Source organism: Cohnella ginsengisoli, assembly GCF_029525555.1.
GTDB classification, from domain to species: domain Bacteria; phylum Bacillota; class Bacilli; order Paenibacillales; family Paenibacillaceae; genus Cohnella; species Cohnella ginsengisoli.
On record NZ_JAPDHZ010000002.1, the window covers coordinates 784609 to 803103 of the forward strand.

Genomic DNA, 18495 nt, shown 5'->3' on the forward strand with positions numbered 1-18495 from the left:
CCTTGTACCCCCATTGGCCGTCGCCTGCGACGGAAGGCCCATGCGCAACTGCTCAAATCCGATTCGTCGAGCAACTTTATCGCCACCCGGCGGGTCCAACTAAATATAGAAAAGAATGTAAGGCGGTGTCCTCATGTACAATGGCCAACGCAAAGAGCGGAACCTGCTCCTCGGCGTCCTGGCGACCGGCGTCATCCTGCTGTCCGCCGCATGCGGCAGCGCGCACGACGTTCAATCGGCGGCGACCTTAGTCCCCTCCGCCGAAGCTTCGAATGCATCCCCGAATCCGACGCCCGAAGTAACGATTCATGCGCATGGCGGAGCTCCCGCGGGAACGCCGGACAAGCCCTTTTCGCAGAACCCCAGGCTCGGCGGCATCTCGCTCGGCATGACGCTGGCGGACGCGGAAGCCGAGATCGGCGGCCCGGCAGGCGACAGCTATACGCTGACGGAAGCGGGACATACGGTCGAGCTCCGCGAATACGGCGGATTGACGATCGGGGTCGATTCATCCGAGCATGTCGTCTATGTTGAGATCTCGTCGGCCTCCGTCTCCTCCGGGCTGCCGAACGTCGAAGTCGGCAGCCCGACCGCCGACGCCGCACGCAGCCTGTCGCTGAAGGCGGTGCCATCCTCCTCGTCGATGACCTCCGACGTCGAGGGCGGCATATTGCGCTTGGACCTCGATCCGGTGACGGACGAGGTGGTCACGATCAAGCTGATCGGATCGTCGCTCGTCTGAACCCTTTCCCCTCAGGCTTGTCATGGCGCGTCCATCTCTCTCATAGACTGAGAGAAGGACAATCATGGACGAGTCGGGGGAGGTCCGCCGGAGATGAGGCGATGGGGCTTAAGCCTGCAGGTTGCGTTCACGTTCATCGGCACGGTCGTCGGCGCCGGGTTCGCGACCGGACGCGAAGTGCTGCAGTTTTTTACGCGGTTCGGCAATTGGGCCGCTCCGATGATCCTCGTATCCACCGCGCTGTTCGTCTGGCTGGGCGCCAAGATGATGCTGATGGCGGCTGCGATGCGCGCCAGATCCTATGAGGACCTGAACAAGCATCTTTTCGGGCCGAAGGCGGGCGCCTGGATCAGCCATTTGATGCTGCTCGTGCTCCTGGGCGTGAACGCGGTCATGCTGGCCGGCGCCGGATCGCTTTTTTCGGAGCATCTAAACCTGAACTATCAGACCGGTCTCCTCATTACGATGACGGCCTGCTTCTTCTTGCTTCGAAAAGGCATGAGCGCGATCCTCGCGATCAATACGCTGGTCGTGCCGGTCATGATCGTATTCACCGCCGTGCTCGTCGTCGAGACGCTGCGCGGGCCCGGCGCCGATCGCTGGATGACCCTGCCCATGGAGCTGTCTCCTTGGGCCGCCATCCTGTCTCCCTTTTTGTACGGTGCCTTCAACCTCTCCATGTCGCAGGCCGTGCTCGTGCCGCTCGGCGCGCGAATCGGCGATCCCGTCGTTCTGCGAAGAGGCGCCTGGATCGGCGGATTCGGCATCGGCGGGATGCTGTTGGCAGGCCATCTCGCGCTGTCTTCCCGCATGCCTGGCATCGAACAGTTCGACATCCCGATGGGCGGCATCGCCAGAGAGATCGGACCGTGGATTCATTGGATTTTCGTGTTCCTGATCTTCATGGAAATTTTCACGACGCTCGTGGCCGATATTTACGGCCTATCGCTGCAGCTGCAGGAACGCGTTAGAATCCCGTTAAGCGCGCTCGTCGTTATGGTGCTGCTGCTGTGCTTCATGGCCGGCCAATTCGGCTTCGGTCCGCTGCTGACGACGTTGTACCCGATCTTCGGCATGCTAAGCCTCGGCTGGGTCATGCTTATGGGCAGGGACCGCGTGCGGCCCGCTCCGCCGCCTGCCCCGCCCGAAGGATTTACTTAAGCCAAGTTTGTCGAGCTGCGCTTATTCAATCGTATTTTCGGCCTCTTTCTTTAGCCGCGGCATCCCGCGGCTAATTGCCGTTCCGGCCGTCCGGCCGCGCGGTCAGTTCCGGCAGTTTCAGCAGTCCCGATCCCGGCATGCCTTCCGCGAGCGCATCGGCGACGTGCCTGTGGCAGGTGAACAGCAAAATCTGCCGGGTTCGGGACAGCTCGTTCAAGACGTTCACGCACCGCTTAAGCCGGTTCTCGTCGTAATGAACGAACAGGTCGTCCAGCAGCAAAGGCAGCGCCTGCTCGCGGGAAGCTGCGCCAGCCAGCGCGAGCCGCAGCGACAGATAAAGCTGCTCCTGCGTCCCCCGGCTCAGGAAAGCGCTGGCGACGATCCGGCGATCCGCGGTCTCCGCGAGCAGGTCCGGCATGTCTCCGGGCACCGCGATGCGCGTGTATCTCCCTTCCGTCAGTTCCGCAAAGTAGGCCGAAGCCTGCCGCAGCACGGCGGGCTGGCGCTCCTCCTCGAACGCGACGCGCGTCCGCCGGATGAGTTCGGCCGTCGCCGCAAGCAGCGTATAACGCTCCGCCAACCTTTCGAGCTCGGCTTGAAGCTCCTCCAGCTCGTACGACGTCTCCTCCGTCTCGGCTTCGCGCCCGAGGCGCTCGAGCTGCTCGGACAAGCGCCCTCGCGCGTCCAGCGCCTCCGCACGCTCCGCCTCGCAGGCGACCACCGCTTCGCGCGCCTCTTCTGCCAGCATCGCCAGCTTGCCTTCGTCATGCGCAGCCAGCAAATCAAGCAGGACTTTCAGCTCGTCCTCCCCGCGGCCGGCGGACAGCCGCAATTCGGCTTCAGATCGCTCTCGGCGCAGCGACCTGCGGCGTTCGTCCGCTTCAAGGCGCAGCGCGTACGCGTCTTCGCTGCCCGCGCCCGCGGCCTGCACGGCGACGGCAACCACTGATTCCGCGGCCTCGAGCGCGGACAGCGCGGCGGCTTCGGCCGATGCCGCCTGCCGGAGCCGCTCGTCCAAACCGCGGGCCGCGGCCGCTTTGTCCTGCTGCTCCCGCGCTTCGCGGTGGAGCAGCTTCACCGCGAGCGCCGCGTCGCCGCCGCTATGCGCTACGGGCGGACATGCGGCGAGCAGCGCGGCGGCCTCCGCCTCGAACGCGTCGCGCTCCGCCCGCAGCGCATCGGCCCGCGCCGCGAGCCTGGCCCGCTGCCGCAGCTGCTGCAGCGCCTGCTCCGCGAGCTGGCCGAGCCCGGGGAGCGCGGACGGCTGCAGCTGGGGCGGCAGCTTGCGCGCCGCCAGCCACGCGGACCAGTCCGCGCGGACGGCGCGGATCGCCGCCTCCGTCTCCGCCAGCTCGCCTTCCGCGCCGGCCAGCTCGCGCGCGAGCGCCTCTCTGCGCGCCTGCCGTTCGGCGTGCCGGCCTTGCTCGGCCTCCGCTTCTCCGAGCCGGTCCAGCTCCCCGTACACCTCGTCTCGCAGCCGGAGCCGAAGCTCCCCCGCTGCGCCTGCCTCGGACGCCCCGCCGCCGTCTGCGAGCGCGCCGGCGGTCTTCCGATCCAGCGCCGCCGCCGCTTCGGCTTCGGCCTCGCTCTGCCCGAGCAGCTGCCGCAGCGACTCGCCTGCTTGCCGCCGCGCCCGCCGCTCCGCTTCCCGGGCCGCGGCCAACCGTCGCTGCAGCGCATCCGCAGCGGCAGGGTCCCGATTAACGCCGCCGGACGCGCCTGGCCGTCTTTGCCCCAACCAGGCGGCTGCGCCCGCGCCAAGCGCGAGCGCGACGGCGAGTGCCGCGAACGCAATTCGCCCTTCCATCGAAACGAAGGCGGCAATCGACGCGCCAGCGGCCCCTGCCCAGAGTAGCAGCACGACCGCATAGGAGACCCATGCACGAGACGCGAGACCGCGGCGATTCGCCCTCCCCGCGCCTCTGCCGCGCCCCCCGGCCCGTCTGCCGCCTCCAAGGCTTTCGCGCACGTTCTCCGCGCCTTCTCGTTCGCGGACGGCCGCGTTCAACGCCGAGGCGTTCGGGGGAGAGCCCCGCCGCCTCCGCGGCAGAAGCTGCCCAAGCATATTCGCGCCGCGCCGCTTCCGCCGCCTGAAGCGCGTCGTCCAGCCGGTGCCAGGCATGCAGCAGCGCGTCCCGCGTATTCGGCTTGAAGCGGAAAACGCCGCGCCGGTTCGCCGTCGCAGGGTCGACGCGGCGCCCCGCCTCCTGGTCGAACGCCGCGAGCTGGCGGCGAAGACGCTGCGCCTCCGCGGCGAGCAGCTCGCGCCTTCGCTCCGCTTCGGCCAGGCGCTCGCCGATGACGCGCGCTTCCTCCCGCTCCCCGAGCGCGGCGACGGCCGCAGCGTCCGTCTCCCGCCAGCCCGGCCCGAGCCGTAGCAGCGCTGCGGCCGCAGCCTCCTCCGCGAGACGCATGTCCGACTCGAGGCCGGCCAGCTCGCCCTTTCTCGCCTCAAGCGCGTCGCCGCGCAGATCCATCGCCGCCAGCTCGCCCGCACGGCCGACAAGTCGCTCGTCCCATACGAGGACGGCATATTCCGCTTCGAGCCGTCCGCGCTCAGCCGCCGCTTGCTTGGCGGCGGTGCCGGCCAACGCCCTGCGCTCGACGAGCTGCCGCCATTCCGCGGCCGCTTCGGCCGGCAGCGGATCGGCCGAACGGACCTCTTCCGGCAGCGCAGCCGAGATCGCTTCTTCCTCGGCGCGGAGCGCGGATGCGCGCAGCCACCACTCGCGGCCGTCGAGCGCCCCCCGCGCCGCCGCAGCCTTGGCGCGAAGCTGCGGCAGCGCGCGCTCCAGATCTGCCGCGCGCCCGTTCAGCGCCGCAAGCCGCTCGAGCGCCTCCTGATACGCGCCGAGCCCTTGACGCCCTTGGCGCAGCCGGCTCTCCAGCTCCCGGATCCGCGAGAGAAGTTCGCCCATCTCCTGTACGGACCCCTTCGGGCGGTACAGCCGGTCCATCTCGGCCCTCAGCCGTTTGCCTGCGGATGTCAATGCCGCGCCGCCCGCCATGCCCGCGTGGTACAAATAATTGCCGATCTCGTCGCCTTTTAGCGAGCGGAGTTCGTGCAGCTCGTCCAGGCTGACGGCGAACAGCTGCCTGAACAGCTGCTCCGACACGCCGCCGAGCAGCAGCCGCTCGATCTCGGCTTGCGTGAGCCGCCGTTCGCCGCCGTCCGCCTCCCGCAGCGTCGCGACAGGCGCGCCCTTGCGCTGCGGCGCGTCCGCATACCGCTCGAGGATCCGCAGCCGGCCCTGTTCGTCCCGCAGGACGAGCCGGCCGCCATGCCGGCCGCCGCCCACGGGCTCGCCGCGCTCGGGCAGCTGCGCGCGCGTCGCGAATCCGTACAGCATGCTTCGCATGAATCGAAGCAGCGTGCTCTTGCCCGCTTCGTTCGGCCCCCATACGACGGTCGTCCGCGCGTCGAACCGAAGCCGCACGCCGGCCAGCGGACCGAAGCCGTCGATATGCAGTTCCTCTATATACATGCTATACGCCTCCTTGCCGGATTCCGCCTTGTATCCTGCGCGGCGCCGGCCGAAGCCGCCCCGCGCCCGTCATTCGCCGCCTTCGCGCAGCAGCGCCGCCGCGAGCTCGCCCGCGCGCGCGATCAGCTCCGCCCGCTGCGCGTCGTCGCGTCCGTCCAGCCACTGCCGCAGCTTCGGATGGTGCCGCAGCGGCTCGGCCGCTTCCCGCAGCAGCGCCCGCGAGGCGACCGGATCGGACGCGGACGCGGCCGAGAGCCGCAGCAGCTCGGCCAAAAATCCGTCCTCGCGCGAACTCGCCTCCGCATGCGAAACACCGCGGGCTTCGACCGCGATCCGCTCGATCCAGACCCAATCGTCCCGCTCATCGGGGGGATCCGAGCCAGCTCCTCAGCTCGCCGGCCCACTCCTCCGCCTCGCCGTCCCGCAGCAATCGCTCCAGCAGCGCGCCGCTGCCCGTGAGCCGCAGGCGGAGCACCGAGGGCCTGCCTTCGGCTTCGCGGCGTCCGTCTTCGGCAGCCTCTAGCAGCTTGTCTTGAAGCGCCTGCTCGCCGTCCTCTTCGCCGATCCGCACCTCGCGGACGAGCCATCTGACTTCGGACAGCTCGCGAAACGAAAGCCGGACGCGCCCCTGCTCCGATACATCCACGCGGTACGCGCCTTTCGGCCCCGTTTCACGCATGCTTCGCCCCTGAATATTGCCTGGATAAACGACATGCGGATACTCATGCAGCACGCGCCGGTCGTGGATATGCCCGAACGCCCAGTAGTCGAAGCCGGACGCCGCCAGCTCCGCGAGCTTGCAGGGCGCATAGTTGTCATGCCCTTCCAGCCCGTCGATGTTGCCGTGCAGCACGGCGAGGTGAAAGGGAGCGCCTTCTTGCACCCGGTAGCGCATCGCGAGATTGTCCTTGACCGCGGACTCCCGATAGGATATGCCGTACACGTGCGCCGCCAGCTTCCCCTCGCGCGTAAAAGCCGGCAGGCAGCCGACCTCCTCCGTCCCGAACACGTGAACCGACGCGGGCCAATCGAGCCGGGCGGACCTGCCGCCGGACGGATCGTGGTTGCCGTGCACGACGAATGCCTGAACGCCCGCCTCCGCCAGCCTGCCCATCGCCTTCTGCATGCGAAGCTGGGCGCGGAGCGACCGGTCGGCCGCGTCGTACAGATCGCCCGACAGTACCAGGAAGTCCAATTCTTCCCGCAGCACCGTATCGACGAGCTTGTCGAGCGCGTTCAACGTCGAATTTTTAAGCCGCTCGCGGACCGCAGAAGGAACTTTGGACAGTCCGCGAAACGGACTGTCCAAGTGAAGGTCGGCGGCATGCATGAACCGAAATGGCGGCTGCATCCTCTCAACTCCGAATTCAAGATCGTTCCCGGTGCCCGACGCCTCAAGTCGTCTCTTCCGCCGGCGGACCGAGATCGGTATAAATTTTTTTCAGCTCCTGGATGACGCGGCTCAGCGAATACGTCTTTTTGGCTTTGTTCCAGGCCGCGCGAGCCAGCTCGTAACGGTAGTGCGGATCGAGAATGAACTTGTCGATGGCATCCGCCAGCGCCTTCGGGTCTTCGCATGGGACGAGCAAACCGTTGACGCCGTCTTCGATCTGCTCGGCGATGCCGCCGACGTCGGTGCCGATCAGGGAGAGCAGGCACAGCGCGGCTTCGGCGAATACGGAGCCGAACGCCTCGGCGCGCGACGGGAGCACGAAAATATCGAAAAACGGCAGCATTTCCTCGGGGTGAAGCATATAGCCGTAAAAAATCGTCTCGTCGTAAATGCCCTGCTCCTGCGCCAGGCACTCCAGCTCGGGGCGGATCGGACCGTCGCCGATAATGTGCAGCACGAACTTCCGGTCCTTCTTGCGCAGCTCGGCGCAGGCTTTGATGAGCAGGTCGATGCCCTTCGCCGGGACGAGGCGGCAGACCGTGACGATCTGGGCGACCTCGTTGTCGTGGGAGATCGGCTTAAACCGGCGTTCGTCGTACCCGTTCGGAATGACGCCGATCAACTCCGGCCGCTTCATATATCCGCCCATATAGGCGGCGAACGAATGCGATACGGTCAGCATTTTGTCCGTCTTGGCCTCGAGCTCGCCGTAGAGCGACGTGAGAAAAAGGTGCTCGGCACTGCCCGCCGCGATGCGCCCGTTCAGGATCAGCTCCCGTTCGAAGCTGGAGTGGACGGTCATGACCAGCGGCGTGTCCGGGTATATCTTACGCAGCGCCAGCGCCGCCACGGGATGATGGGCGTGGATCAGATCGTAGCCGCTCTTCAGACGGAGCTTCGTCCACCACACGTAGTCTTTCAACGTCTGCATGTATTTGTCGACGACCGGGTTGCCCGCGTATTGGCGCCAGTCGAACGTATCGAATTCAAACGGTTCCTGTCCCTTGTTCCGGATTCGCTTCGGAATCGAGAACAGCTCCATATCCCAGCCGATCTTGCGGAAACGCTCGCCGATATAGGGCACCATGGAAGATACGCCGCCCGGTTGCTCCGGGGGGAAAAACAACGCCTGTAAAATATTCATCGGCGATTCCTCCTTATAGCCCTACTATCTCGTATTGTCTAAATTATGATATAGTGGAACATATGTTTCTGCAAGCGAGGGCAGACGCAGGCGTCCCAGTGTCGCCGGCACGGCTCGCGCAGCGCACACAAGGACCGGATGCAAGGGGATACGCATGGACGTTCAAGACTTCTGGAACAATCGCGAGCTGCTGCTTGCTTCCTCATCCGCCGCTTCAGCCGTCATCATCGGCCTGATGATGTTCATGGCCTATCGGCTGATCGCCGGCAATCGCAGCAGCGCGTTTCGTCTGCTTCTGCTCGCGCTGTCCCTGCTCGCCGTTTATCACGGACTGTCGCTCGCCGACGCCTTGGGCGCGCTGGAAGGGCGCATGGCTCCCCAGCTGAGCGGCGTGCTTTATATCGCGGCCTTCATCGCGCTTAACTTCGCTTTCTTCGAATTATACTACAGGAAGCGGGCGCGCACGCGCGCCTGGTTTTACGGCTTGCTCGCCGTCGGCGTCACGATCGCGGTGTGCAATCTGCTGTCCGTGACGGGCGTCCCGGCCGCCGAGATCGGCGCCGTCGGAAACGGGGAACGGGCGAACCTGCTTTTGGCGCTCGAGGACGGGTACGTGCTCGTGCTGTCGGGCCTTTTCGCGGTGATGTTCGCGCCGCATCTAAGGCAGCGCGCGCGTTATGCCGTCAGTCTCTGCTTTGCCTTTTTCGGACAGCTCGCCGCGTTTCTGACCCGGGATTTCGGCGTCGCGTCGCCCGTTTTCGATTTGATGGCCGCCATTTTGCCCGTATTTTATTATATCGTCCTGTTCATGATTCTCTTCGAGCGAGTCGTGGAGCTGATGCAGACCGCATACCGTTCCTCGATTACCGACGGATTGACCGACTTGTACAATCGCCGCTTTTTTACCGCCCGTCTGGAAAAAGCGTTGGAGCAAGCGGGCCAAGGGGCCGTCGGCGCAATTTTTTGCGATATCGACGACTTCAAGAAGCTTAACGATACCAAAGGTCACCAGGCCGCGGATATCGTGCTGAAACAGACGGCCGCCATCCTGCGGGAGGAGACGGAAGGCATCGGCCTCGCCGGCCGCTATGGCGGCGAAGAGCTGGTCGCCTTCATCCAAACGGCCTCTCCCGACGCTCCGGCCGTCGCCGAGCGCATCCGTGCCCGCATCGCCAAGGAGACGATCGTGACCGTAAGCGTCGGCTGTGCGCTGTCCATGCCGGGCGTCAAGGCCGAGCAGCTCATGAAAAACGCGGACGAAGCGATGTACCGCTCCAAGCGTTCGGGCAAAAATCGCGTCACGTTATACGATCAATTGTAAGGAGTCCTCCCATGCCAGCTCTGCCTCAATCCTATGTCGAACGAATCGCCGCCCAACTGGGCGAGGAGACCGGCGCGTTCCTGCGCAGCATGGAGGCGCCCCGTTCGTACGGGCTTCGCCTCCATGCGCCCAAGCTCTCCCCGGCGGACGACCATCCGGCGCTGCGGTCGCTAACGGCCGCGTTCGGCCTCGCCCCCGTGCCTTGGTGCGGGACGGGCTACACTTACGACGGACAAGCCCGGCCAGGGAAGCATCCGTACCACCATGCCGGCCTCTATTACATTCAGGAGCCGAGCGCCATGATCGCCGCGGAGCTGCTCGACCCGAAGCCCGGCGACGTCGTGCTGGACCTGGCGGCTGCGCCGGGCGGCAAGACGACGCAGATCGCCGCCAAACTGCAGGGCGAAGGCTTGCTCGTCGCCAACGAGATCCATCCGGGACGCGCGCGCATTCTCTCGGAGAACGTCGAGCGGCTCGGCATCGCGAACGCCGTCGTCGTGCAGGCGACGCCCGGCGAGCTCGCGGGGCGTCTGCACGAGGCGTTCGACAAAATCATGCTCGACGCGCCCTGCTCGGGCGAAGGCATGTTCCGCAAGGAGCCCGAAGCCTGCGACGAGTGGTCGACGGACGCGGTGGCGATGTGCGCGGCGCGGCAGCGGGACATTTTGCCCGATGCCGCCGCCATGCTGAAGCCCGGCGGCCGGCTCGTCTACGCCACTTGCACGTTCAACCGCGAGGAGAACGAGGAGACGATCGCCTGGTTTTTGGCCGGTCATCCGGCGTTCAAGCTCGTCTCGGCGAGACGAATGTGGCCGCACCGGGGGGAAGGCGAAGGGCACTTCGCCGCCGTGCTTGAAAAAGAGGCCGGGGCGGCGAACGAGCCCGGCAAACCGGAAAAGCGGCGCGCCAAAGGCGGCAGAGCGCCGCGAGCCGACGCCGGCGCGCTCTCCGCGCTCAAGCTGTACGCGTCGTTCGCCGCGCAGTCGCTGCCGGGATACGCGCTGCCTGTGGCAGGCGTCCCGCTGCTGTTCGGCGAGTCGCTGTATTGGTATCCGCAGCCCGAAGACTCTCCGCTTCCGGCCGAGTCGCTCGGCGGTCTCCGGACGCACCGTCCCGGCCTCCACCTGGGCGACGTCAAGAAGGGCAGATTCGAGCCTGCCCACGCGCTGGCGCACGCCGTTCGCGCGGACCAAGCCGCGCTGACGCGCGATTATCCGGCCTTCAGCGAAGGGGTCATGGCTTATTTGCGCGGGGAAGCGCTGTTGGACGACCACGGCGAGCGCGGAGGCGCGCCTGCCCAAGGATGGGGTCTTCTCTGCGCGGACGGCTATCCGCTCGGCTGGTTCAAGGCGAGCGGCGGCCAGCTCAAGAACCATTATCCCAAGGGCCTGCGAACGAACTGAGCGCCGGCTCCCGGCCAACCGGTCCGCGCCCAAAATGAAGGCGACCCGGGCATCTGTCCAATCCGCTCCGGGACTTTGTCATATGATACATTAGTCCGAGCGACGACGCGGCAAACGGCAACGAGTTGCCGCCGCCGGCTCGGAGACCCGATTGAATGACAAAGGAGGAATTCGCATGTCCGGTGTTGCAGGTGCATATGGTTCGTCCGCTGCGTTCGTTCTGGTGCTTTACATCCTGCTCGTCATTATCCTTAAAGCAGGCTTCTTCTAATCCCCAAGCCATTCCGTAATGCCAAAAGGCCGGCCCCCCTCGGGCCGGCTTTTTCACTTTGCGCACGATCGAATGCGATGATTACCGCGATGGCGTCGAGGCGGCTGCCAGGCAGGCTTCAAGCACGAGCGCGACCCCATCCTCGTTGTTCGACGCCGTCACCGCGTCCGCGGCGGCTTTGACTTCGGGAGGTGAATTGTCCATCGCCACGCCATGTCCCGCGTACTGCAGCATGTCTAGGTCGTTAAAGTAGTTGCCGATGGCCAGCACCCGCTCGCGCGGAATCCCCCGTTTTTCCGCCCACTGCTTAAGCGCCGTTCCTTTCGAGGCCTCCCTGTGCTGAAGATCGATAAAGTAGTCCCCGCTCCGGATCGTCTGCAGCTCGTGCCGCCAATCCTGCCAATGCGACTCCAGCTCGTCCAGGTCTTCCTTAGGGGCGAAGATCGAAATTTTGACGGTTCGAACGGGGAACAGGTCCTCCCGCGATCGCAAGATCGGCTCCGACAGCATGCGCGCGTACATGGAAGCGGTCTGTTCGTTAAGTTGCTCCACGTAAATGTCGAACGCCGTATTCAGGTCGAAGTGAATGCCGCGTTCTCTGCACAGCGCCAAGTAACGTTCTGCTTCTTCCGAACCGATCGGGAATTCCTGCAAAATGTCCCGCGACTCGCCGTCCACGATCGATGCGCCGTTATGCGTGATGACCGTCCCCGACAGTCCGAGCTGCGCCAATACCGATAGCGCGCTCGCGGAGCCTCTGCCCGTGCAAAGCACGATCTCCGCGCCCGCAGCCGCCGCCGCGGTTACCGACTGTTTCACCCTGGGCGTCAACTCATGATCGTCGTTCAGCAGCGTGCCGTCGACGTCCAGCGCGATCAGCTTGTATTTCATTGCGTTCGTTCCTCCGTCTTCTTGTAGCTGCACAAGCGCTCGAGCTCGTCTTCCGTCAGCTCCCGCCACTCGCCCGGCGCCAGCGTTTCGTCCAGCGGAAGCGGCCCCATTTCGTTCCTGCGCAAATACAGCACCTTTTTTGCCCACCGCTTCGAACATGCGCTTGACCTGGTGATACTTGCCCTCGGCGATCGTAAGTTCGATCCAGCTCAGGGGCTCGCCTGCATCGACCGCCTCCTGCCAGCTCGTCCGGTTCGCCCGCAGCGCGGGGAACGTATCGAGCCGCTCGAGCGCCCGCTCCATCGTAAAGGAGGACGCATCCCGAGCGATGCCTGCAGCGCTGCCGGTCTCCAGATGCGCTTCGTGCGCCGGACTCGCGAGAACGCGCAGCGTGGCGGGCAGCGTCACATAGCCGTCGTCGAGCGTCACGCCCGTGGCGAACGTCGCGATATCTTCGGAGCCGACTAGGCCGGCTACGAGCGCCTGGTAAGTCTTCGGCACGTGCTTGCGCGGAGACAGCAGGTCGTGCGACAGCTTGCCGTCGTTCGTCAGCAGCAGGAGCCCTTCCGTGTCCTTGTCCAGCCGACCGACGGGAAAAGGCGAGAACACGCGAAGATCTTCCGGGAGCAGCTCCAGCACCGTTCGTTCGCGATTGTCCTCGGTAGCGGACACGAAGCCTGCCGGCTTGTGGAGCATGACATACACCGTATCGCGGTATACGATCCGCTCCCCCCTCCAGCATGACCTCGTCCGCATGAGGGTCGATCTGCATGCCCGGGTCCTTCACGCGGTTGCCGTTAACGGTCACGGCGCCTTGCCTCACGAGCGCTTTCAAGCCGCTTCGCGTGCCGTACCCGAGATTTCCGAGCATTTTGTCGAGTCTCATTTTTGTTTTCATGTCTTCTCCTTCGTATCCCTTACGGATAGGAATCGGCTACACTTGCCGCCAACCGGGCAGCAGCTCGTTTTTCAGCGTCGAACCGTCCCAACGGCCCCAACCCAGCGGGCAACCGTCCAGACAGACGAGCGTCCATCCCCGCCAGTTCGACGGCGCTCCGCCTAACCCTGTCACTTTTTCGGGCGCAGGCTGCAGCGTTTCGCCTTTCAAATACCGAATCGCAGCCTCGTCGTCTAGAGCGAGATGCAGGCATAGCGCAGCCTGGTTAGGCTTGAGACCCATGGCGAGCGCTTGGGAAGGCTCGAATCGATGCTTGGTCGCCCTGCCGAGCAGCAAGCCTTCGCGCACGAGGCGCAGTCCCTTCAAGTCCCCCCGCTAGCTCGGATACCGCGTACGCGTGATCGCCCTTGATCCGGATCCAGCCGGGCGGTTTCCAGCCGGGCAGGCTTTCCTGCACGAATGCCTCATAACGCGCCATCGTATCAACATCCCCGCCCGACCCATCGCGGGAGCCCGGCGAACGTCCGCGCCCGGCAGCTTCACCGCCGCGGCGATCCGTTGCCGTTCGCTTTCCGCGCTTCGCATCCTTGAACGATGCGCCGCCGCTCGCTTTTTCGATCGCCTTCGGTCGTTCCGCGACTTCGGCCGGTGCCGGGGCGCTCTCTTCCCCCGTATCGGACGCCGTCCTGTCTAGCGGGCCCGCCCGTTCGAGGAGCGCGGCAAAATGGCCTTCGCCGCGAACGCGATGCGGCCAGAGCCTGATCGTCCCGGCCAAGCGCGCCGCGCGGTCCGGGCCGAGCGCCGCCGCTTCCTCCGGCGTCAGCCATTCGGGCCTTCCCGGCGCAAAGCCCCATTCGGCCGGCCATTCGGTCGTCACGACGTCGAAGTCCGGATGCGCGGCCAAAAAGCGCGCGATCGTCCCCTCGTTTTCCACGGGAGAAAACGTGCAAGTGGAGTACACAAGACGTCCGCCCGGCGCGACCAGCTTGGCCGCCTCTCGCATGATCTCGTCCTGCATGGCCGCATATCGGGCCGGCGCCTTCGCGTCCCACTGCCGGACCATGTCCTCGTCCTTGCGGAACATGCCTTCGCCGGAGCAAGGCGCATCGACGAGCACCCGGTCGAACGCCGCGCCGAACGCCGCCGCCAGCTTCGCGGGAGACTCGTTCGCGACGACGGCGCCGCCGACGCCCGCCCGCTCGATGTTTTCAGCCAGCGCTTTCGTGCGCTCCGTGGCCAGATCGTTCGTCACGAGGAGCCCCGTGCCGCGAAGCTTGGCGGCTAGCTGCGTCGACTTGCCGCCCGGCGCCGCGCATAAGTCGAGGACGCGCTGCCCCGGCTGCGGATCGAGCAGCTCGGCGGGCAGCATCGCGCTCGGCTCCTGAATATAATAGAGACCGGCATAGTAATAAGGATGCTTGCCAGGCCGCTCGGTCTCCTCCGTATAATATGCGCCTTCCGCCCATGGCACCGGATCTCTGCCCTGGACGAACGTCCGGCCTGCTGACGGCTTGTCCTTTTCAACAAGATCGGACCCTTCGCTTGGATCGTCCGCCTGGTTTTTCAGTCCGTTCAGCCTGATCGCGGTCCGCTTGGGTTCGCCGTAGCTCGCGAGAAAGGCCTCAGCCTCCTCGCCCAGCAGCTCGCGCATCATAATCACGTATTCCTTCGGCAGCGCCATCGCCGCCTCCTTCTCTCCGCCTGCCGGAGTGCATTTCCGTCTTTCCCGCCAATAAAAAAGAGGCGTTCGGACCGCGCAACAGCCGGCCCGAACGCCCTTAACGCCCCGCTCGGCCGCAACCGGCCCGCCGGCTGCCCTGCCCGCCGCAGCCAGTCGCACGAAGTCGCCTCGTCCCGAGAATTCAGGCTCGCGCCGCATGCTACTGACTGTTGTTGTTCTTGCCCGCCCGGGCGAGCGCGGCTTGGATCTCCTGCGACAGCTCCGCCAGCGACCACATGTCTTCCTGCTCCCACAGCTCGTTGAACCGCAGCTGAAACTGCGCGGCCTCGCGGACGCGGCGGAAGAAATACAAACCTTGGATATCGTTCAACACCTTGCGCACGATGCCCGACTTCTCTTCGAAGTCCTGCTGGGCGTCTACGATCTCCTGGCGGATGCTCGACATCTCGCGGTCGAGGGCGAACGCGGCTTCGGCCGCCTTGCGCAGGCGCTCCCTTACATGCTCCGGCAGCTGCTCGCGGTATTTGTAATTCAGCGAATGCTCGATCGTCGCCCAGAAATTCATGGCGAGCGTGCGGATCTGAATCTCCGCCAGCACCGGCATCGAGCCCAGCGACGTCTGCACCGGATATTCGACGATGATGTGGTAGCTCCGGTAGCCGCTGTCTTTATAATTCGTAATATAGTCCTTCTCGTATACGAGCCGCAGATCCTTGCGGATGCGGATCATGTCCGCGACCCGGTGAATATCCTCCACGAACTGGCACATGATGCGGATGCCCGCGATGTCCTCGATGCCCGTCTCGATTTGGTCTATCGGGACGCTGAGCCGCTTCGCCTTTTCCAGGATGCTCGAGATCCGCTTGACCCTGCCGGTCACGAACTCGATCGGCGCGTATTCGTCGCGGGCTTTCAACTCGGTACGCAGCGACTTCAGCTTGATCTTCAGCTCTTCTACGGCCTGCTGGTAGGGCAACAGGAACTTGCTCCAGTCTCTTCCGTCCATACGTCTACGCATCCTTTCCTGCCGCATTGCCGCGCTATCGTGTCGTTGCGAACGGATGCCTTCCAGGCCGTCTCAGCGCCTATGATCGGCGCCCACCGCCTGGGTTATCCGGTTGAATCCATCCTGCTTGAGGAGGCGCTTCAAGCCTGCCGCGATCTCCTTGACGACCCCGGGACCTTTGTAAATGAGCGAAGTGTAAACCTCCACCAAAGATGCGCCGGCGCGGATCTTGTCATAAGCGTCGCGTGCCGTAAAAATGCCGCCCGAGCCGACGATCGGCAGCCGGCCGTCGGTCATGCGGTAAAGGGAACGGATCACTTCGGTGGAACGCTGGGTGAGCGGGCGTCCGCTTAAGCCGCCCGTCTCGGACTTGTTCGCATGCGAGAGTCCGTCCCGGCCGATCGTCGTATTGGTCGCGATGATGCCGGAGATGCCGCTCTCCAAGATGGCCTGCGCCATATAGGAAAGCTGTTCCTCGTCGTTGTCCGGCGCGAGCTTGACGAGTATCGGCTTCGGCAGCTCGCCGTGCGCGGCGGCCTGGATCTCCATCTCTTCCTTAACCGCGGCCAGCAGGTCGCGAAGCTCGTCGCCATGCTGCAGCGCCCGAAGGTCCGGGGTATTGGGCGAGCTGATATTGACGACGAACAGGTCGCCGTACGGATACAGCTTGGCCAGACAAGCCCGGTAATCGGAAGCCGCGTCTTCGTTCGGCGTCGCTTTGTTCTTGCCGATGTTCACGGCCAGGGGGGATCTTGCGCTTGCCGAGCCGCGCCAGCCGAGCCGCCATGGCGTCGGCGCCCTCGTTGTTGAAGCCCATCCGGTTGATCAACGCCTCGTCCGGCGGCAGCCGGAACAAGCGGGGGCGATCGTTGCCCGGCTGGCCTTTCGGCGTCACCGTCCCGACTTCGAGAAACGACAAGCCGACGCTGCCGAAGCCTTTGACGGCCTTCGCGTTTTTATCGAGTCCCGCCGCGAGTCCGACCGGGTGGCGGAACCGGAAGCCAAGCAGATCGACGGCGAGCTCCGGCGATTCGGAGACCCCCCCATATGCCGGACAGCAGGGCGGGCACGCCCGGAATCCGCGAGGCGGCGCCCATGCCGTCCACCACGAGGTGGTGCGCGTCTTCCGGATCCATTTTGAAAAACAGGGGTTTAACCCACTTATACAAACGTTTCAGCATCCTTTCAAATCGCGGCGTCATCGGTTCGGCCGCATAAAACCCTCGCGTATCAGTTTAGCCTTTTCTGCGCCAAAAGAAAAGGGAATATCGCCCCCCGCGGGCACCCGTTTCATCTGGCGTTTTAAAGATCAAGCGTTTACAATAGTAGCATATGCCGATTATGTATAAAGGAAAGGTTGGTTCCCATGAGCGCGCCAAAAAAAACAAGCACCGATTCACCGCAAATCCGAGACCAAGGAGCAGGTCAACAAGCGCGGCATCATCATCGCGGGTACCGTATTCGGCGTGATCGTCATCGTGGTGGCCGTTCTCCTGATCGTCAATCCCTAGGCGGCGGCATCCCATCTAGTTCAGCCATTCGTATTTTTTGGCGGGGTTGGTCTCGTTCTGCGCAGGCTTCAGCTTGAAGCGCTTTTCCGGCGCGCGCAGTTCGACGGGCAGCCCCCCTTTGCTTATCGTTACCTTCGTGCCGATCTGTACCAGATCGAACAGCTCCTCGACGTCTTCCTTGCTCATCCTCGCGCAGCCGTGCGACTCGTCCTTGCCGACGCTCGACGGCTCGTCCGTGCCGTGGATCGCATATAGCGTATCCGATAGCGTCATTCCTCTGCTGCCGAACGCCCCCGTAGCGCTGCCGTTCGGATTTCTTACTTTTTCCGTAATAACGAAGCTGCCTTCGGGCGTCTGCGTATCCTTCGCGCCGAGACCGACCTCGTAATTGCGCAGCAGCACGCCGCCGCTGACGACGGCCAAGCGATGTCTCGTCTTGTCGATGAAGATCTCGATCGGTTGCTCGGCGATCGCTGCGATCGTGCCGGCAGGAGCGCCGTTGCCCGCAGCCGGTCCCGTCTCATTCGGCCAGCCCGCCGCCGCGCCTGCCGGCGCTGCCTTGGACGATAGCTCGGCCGACAGCTCGCCAAACCATGCCGTTTGCTCGGCATTCCAGCCCGACATGATATTGTTCGGATAGGCCGCCGCCAACGCTTTCGGCGAAGCCGGCCACTTGCCCGTGCGTTGCTTGTAGGCGATCATCGCCGAACGCAGCACGAGCTTGCCTTCCTGCAGCGGCTTCCAGGACGCGATCCGCGCAGCCGTCGGTTTGCCGTCCTGTGCCGTGCCGCACGGACACCAGCCCGAATCGTACCAATCGACGCTCGCCGCGGCCTTATTGGAAGGCGCATTGACCTGCGCGATCGGCGTGCCGGCCTTTACCCAATCGATCCAGTTGCCCAGCTTCGGCGACTTGAACAACAACGAAGGGCCCGCTTGATCTTGCGCGGTGAGCAGATTCCCTAGTATGGCCTGCCCTGCGCCGTCCCGCTCGGCTGCCGCAGCCATCAGGCCGGCCGGCTTCGCCGATCCTCCGCCTCCGCCGACCTGTGCGGCCGTGCCGCCTTGCCCGCCGCCTGCTTGATTCGGCGAAGGCGAAGCCTGTCCTTGCGATGCCTGGCCTCCAGTTTGCGCCGATGGCACAGCCTGTTCGCCGCCGGCATACGCCGACTTTTCCGGCGCCGCCGCCCGCTCGGCGTAGACAAATACCCCTAGCGCGAGCAGGGCCGCCCCGGCTGCCGCCGCGAGCCATCCGGCCCGACGCCTGCGGACGGAGCCCGGCTTGGCATCTTTACCCGGCCCGACGGCGCCCTCTCCCGTGTTCAACTGCGGGCTTTTCTTGGATTCGAACGCCTCGTAAACGGGGCCGGCTTGCGCAAAGCAGTAATTCGCCTTCGCTTCCTGGCCGCGGGACAGGTACTCCTTTCCGAGCAGATACCAGGCCATTTGGTTATTCCCGTGCTTAAGCAGATAATCCTTGATCGGGAGCGCATCGTGCACATCCGGCCCGAGCTCGTAGAACTGTTTGATTTGCTCTTCGAGACGGTCGTCGTTAGACATTATTTTCCCTCCCTGCTGCGGACGCTAT

The 18495-nt window shown here is 64.7% G+C and carries 14 protein-coding genes and 2 pseudogenes; 5 read left to right on the forward strand and 11 right to left on the reverse strand.

Annotated features, from left to right (window positions below; genetic code table 11):
* Nucleotides 1–133 precede the first annotated feature (133 nt).
* A complete protein-coding gene (locus OMP38_RS03940) occupies nt 134–742 on the forward strand; it encodes a hypothetical protein (RefSeq protein ID WP_277563972.1) in 609 nt (202 codons plus the stop codon).
* 93 nt (nt 743–835) lie between these two features.
* Complete coding sequence (locus OMP38_RS03945) at nt 836–1903, forward strand: YkvI family membrane protein (RefSeq protein ID WP_277563973.1); 1068 nt, start codon at nt 836–838, stop codon at nt 1901–1903.
* A 1700-nt stretch (nt 1904–3603) separates the two neighbouring features.
* On the opposite strand, the gene OMP38_RS03950 is transcribed toward OMP38_RS03945, so the two are convergent.
* From OMP38_RS03950 to OMP38_RS03965, 4 genes are all read right to left on the reverse strand, one after another.
* Nucleotides 3604–5388 carry an AAA family ATPase gene (locus OMP38_RS03950; protein ID WP_277563974.1) on the reverse strand — a complete coding sequence of 595 codons (1785 nt, stop codon included), beginning with the start codon at nt 5386–5388 and terminating at the stop codon, nt 3604–3606.
* A 69-nt stretch (nt 5389–5457) separates the two neighbouring features.
* A complete protein-coding gene (locus OMP38_RS03955) occupies nt 5458–5661 on the reverse strand; it encodes a hypothetical protein (protein WP_277563975.1) in 204 nt (67 codons plus the stop codon).
* Between the two features lie 88 nt (nt 5662–5749).
* Nucleotides 5750–6739 (reverse strand): metallophosphoesterase family protein, encoded by a 990-nt coding sequence (locus tag OMP38_RS03960; protein ID WP_277563976.1) that lies wholly within the window; start codon nt 6737–6739, stop codon nt 5750–5752.
* Nucleotides 6740–6782: 43 nt separating this feature from the next.
* Nucleotides 6783–7925, reverse strand: a complete 1143-nt coding sequence (locus tag OMP38_RS03965) for a glycosyltransferase family 4 protein (protein WP_277563977.1) — start codon at nt 7923–7925, stop codon at nt 6783–6785.
* Nucleotides 7926–8079: 154 nt separating this feature from the next.
* Here OMP38_RS03965 and OMP38_RS03970 point away from each other — a divergent pair, with 154 nt between their 5' ends.
* The 3 genes from OMP38_RS03970 to OMP38_RS03980 all read left to right on the forward strand — a co-directional run bounded on the left by OMP38_RS03970 (nt 8080) and on the right by OMP38_RS03980 (nt 10920).
* Complete coding sequence (locus tag OMP38_RS03970; RefSeq protein ID WP_277563978.1) at nt 8080–9246, forward strand: GGDEF domain-containing protein; 1167 nt, start codon at nt 8080–8082, stop codon at nt 9244–9246.
* Nucleotides 9247–9257: 11 nt separating this feature from the next.
* Nucleotides 9258–10649 (forward strand): RsmB/NOP family class I SAM-dependent RNA methyltransferase, encoded by a 1392-nt coding sequence (locus tag OMP38_RS03975; RefSeq protein WP_277563979.1) that lies wholly within the window; start codon nt 9258–9260, stop codon nt 10647–10649.
* Nucleotides 10650–10824: 175 nt separating this feature from the next.
* Entirely contained in the window at nt 10825–10920 is a 96-nt protein-coding gene (locus tag OMP38_RS03980) for a sporulation protein YjcZ (RefSeq protein WP_277563980.1), read from the forward strand.
* An 81-nt stretch (nt 10921–11001) separates the two neighbouring features.
* On the opposite strand, the gene OMP38_RS03985 is transcribed toward OMP38_RS03980, so the two are convergent.
* From OMP38_RS03985 to OMP38_RS04015, 7 genes and pseudogenes are all read right to left on the reverse strand, one after another.
* Nucleotides 11002–11811 carry a Cof-type HAD-IIB family hydrolase gene (locus tag OMP38_RS03985; RefSeq protein ID WP_277563981.1) on the reverse strand — a complete coding sequence of 270 codons (810 nt, stop codon included), beginning with the start codon at nt 11809–11811 and terminating at the stop codon, nt 11002–11004.
* Nucleotides 11808–12709, reverse strand: a pseudogene (locus tag OMP38_RS03990) (pseudouridine synthase). The gene OMP38_RS03985 and the pseudogene OMP38_RS03990 overlap by 4 nt, the downstream one beginning before the upstream one ends.
* Nucleotides 12710–12745: 36 nt before the next feature.
* Nucleotides 12746–13057, reverse strand: a complete 312-nt coding sequence (locus tag OMP38_RS03995) for an RsmF rRNA methyltransferase first C-terminal domain-containing protein (RefSeq protein WP_277563982.1) — start codon at nt 13055–13057, stop codon at nt 12746–12748.
* Complete coding sequence (locus OMP38_RS04000) at nt 12975–14390, reverse strand: rRNA cytosine-C5-methyltransferase (protein ID WP_277563983.1); 1416 nt, start codon at nt 14388–14390, stop codon at nt 12975–12977. Before OMP38_RS04000 ends, OMP38_RS03995 begins: the two co-directional genes overlap by 83 nt.
* Before the next feature lie 199 nt (nt 14391–14589).
* Complete coding sequence (gene yjbM / locus OMP38_RS04005; RefSeq protein ID WP_277563984.1) at nt 14590–15396, reverse strand: GTP diphosphokinase; 807 nt, start codon at nt 15394–15396, stop codon at nt 14590–14592.
* A 72-nt stretch (nt 15397–15468) separates the two neighbouring features.
* A pseudogene (locus OMP38_RS04010) lies at nt 15469–16577 on the reverse strand (quinone-dependent dihydroorotate dehydrogenase).
* A 345-nt stretch (nt 16578–16922) separates the two neighbouring features.
* Nucleotides 16923–18467 carry a L,D-transpeptidase gene (locus OMP38_RS04015; protein WP_277563985.1) on the reverse strand — a complete coding sequence of 515 codons (1545 nt, stop codon included), beginning with the start codon at nt 18465–18467 and terminating at the stop codon, nt 16923–16925.
* Between the last annotated feature and the right edge of the window lie 28 nt (nt 18468–18495).

Coding starts and splice junctions, on each gene's coding strand:
- OMP38_RS03975 (WP_277563979.1), top strand. CDS start 9,258: ATGCCAGCTCTGCCTCAATCCTATGTCGAACGAATCGCCGCCCAACTG.
- OMP38_RS04000 (WP_277563983.1), bottom strand. CDS start 14,390: ATGGCGCTGCCGAAGGAATACGTGATTATGATGCGCGAGCTGCTGGGC.
- OMP38_RS03970 (WP_277563978.1), top strand. CDS start 8,080: ATGGACGTTCAAGACTTCTGGAACAATCGCGAGCTGCTGCTTGCTTCC.
- OMP38_RS03965 (WP_277563977.1), bottom strand. CDS start 7,925: ATGAATATTTTACAGGCGTTGTTTTTCCCCCCGGAGCAACCGGGCGGC.
- OMP38_RS04015 (WP_277563985.1), bottom strand. CDS start 18,467: ATGTCTAACGACGACCGTCTCGAAGAGCAAATCAAACAGTTCTACGAG.
- OMP38_RS03960 (WP_277563976.1), bottom strand. CDS start 6,739: ATGCAGCCGCCATTTCGGTTCATGCATGCCGCCGACCTTCACTTGGAC.
- OMP38_RS03985 (WP_277563981.1), bottom strand. CDS start 11,811: ATGAAATACAAGCTGATCGCGCTGGACGTCGACGGCACGCTGCTGAAC.
- OMP38_RS03940 (WP_277563972.1), top strand. CDS start 134: ATGTACAATGGCCAACGCAAAGAGCGGAACCTGCTCCTCGGCGTCCTG.
- OMP38_RS03945 (WP_277563973.1), top strand. CDS start 836: ATGAGGCGATGGGGCTTAAGCCTGCAGGTTGCGTTCACGTTCATCGGC.
- yjbM (WP_277563984.1), bottom strand. CDS start 15,396: ATGGACGGAAGAGACTGGAGCAAGTTCCTGTTGCCCTACCAGCAGGCC.
- OMP38_RS03980 (WP_277563980.1), top strand. CDS start 10,825: ATGTCCGGTGTTGCAGGTGCATATGGTTCGTCCGCTGCGTTCGTTCTG.
- OMP38_RS03950 (WP_277563974.1), bottom strand. CDS start 5,388: ATGTATATAGAGGAACTGCATATCGACGGCTTCGGTCCGCTGGCCGGC.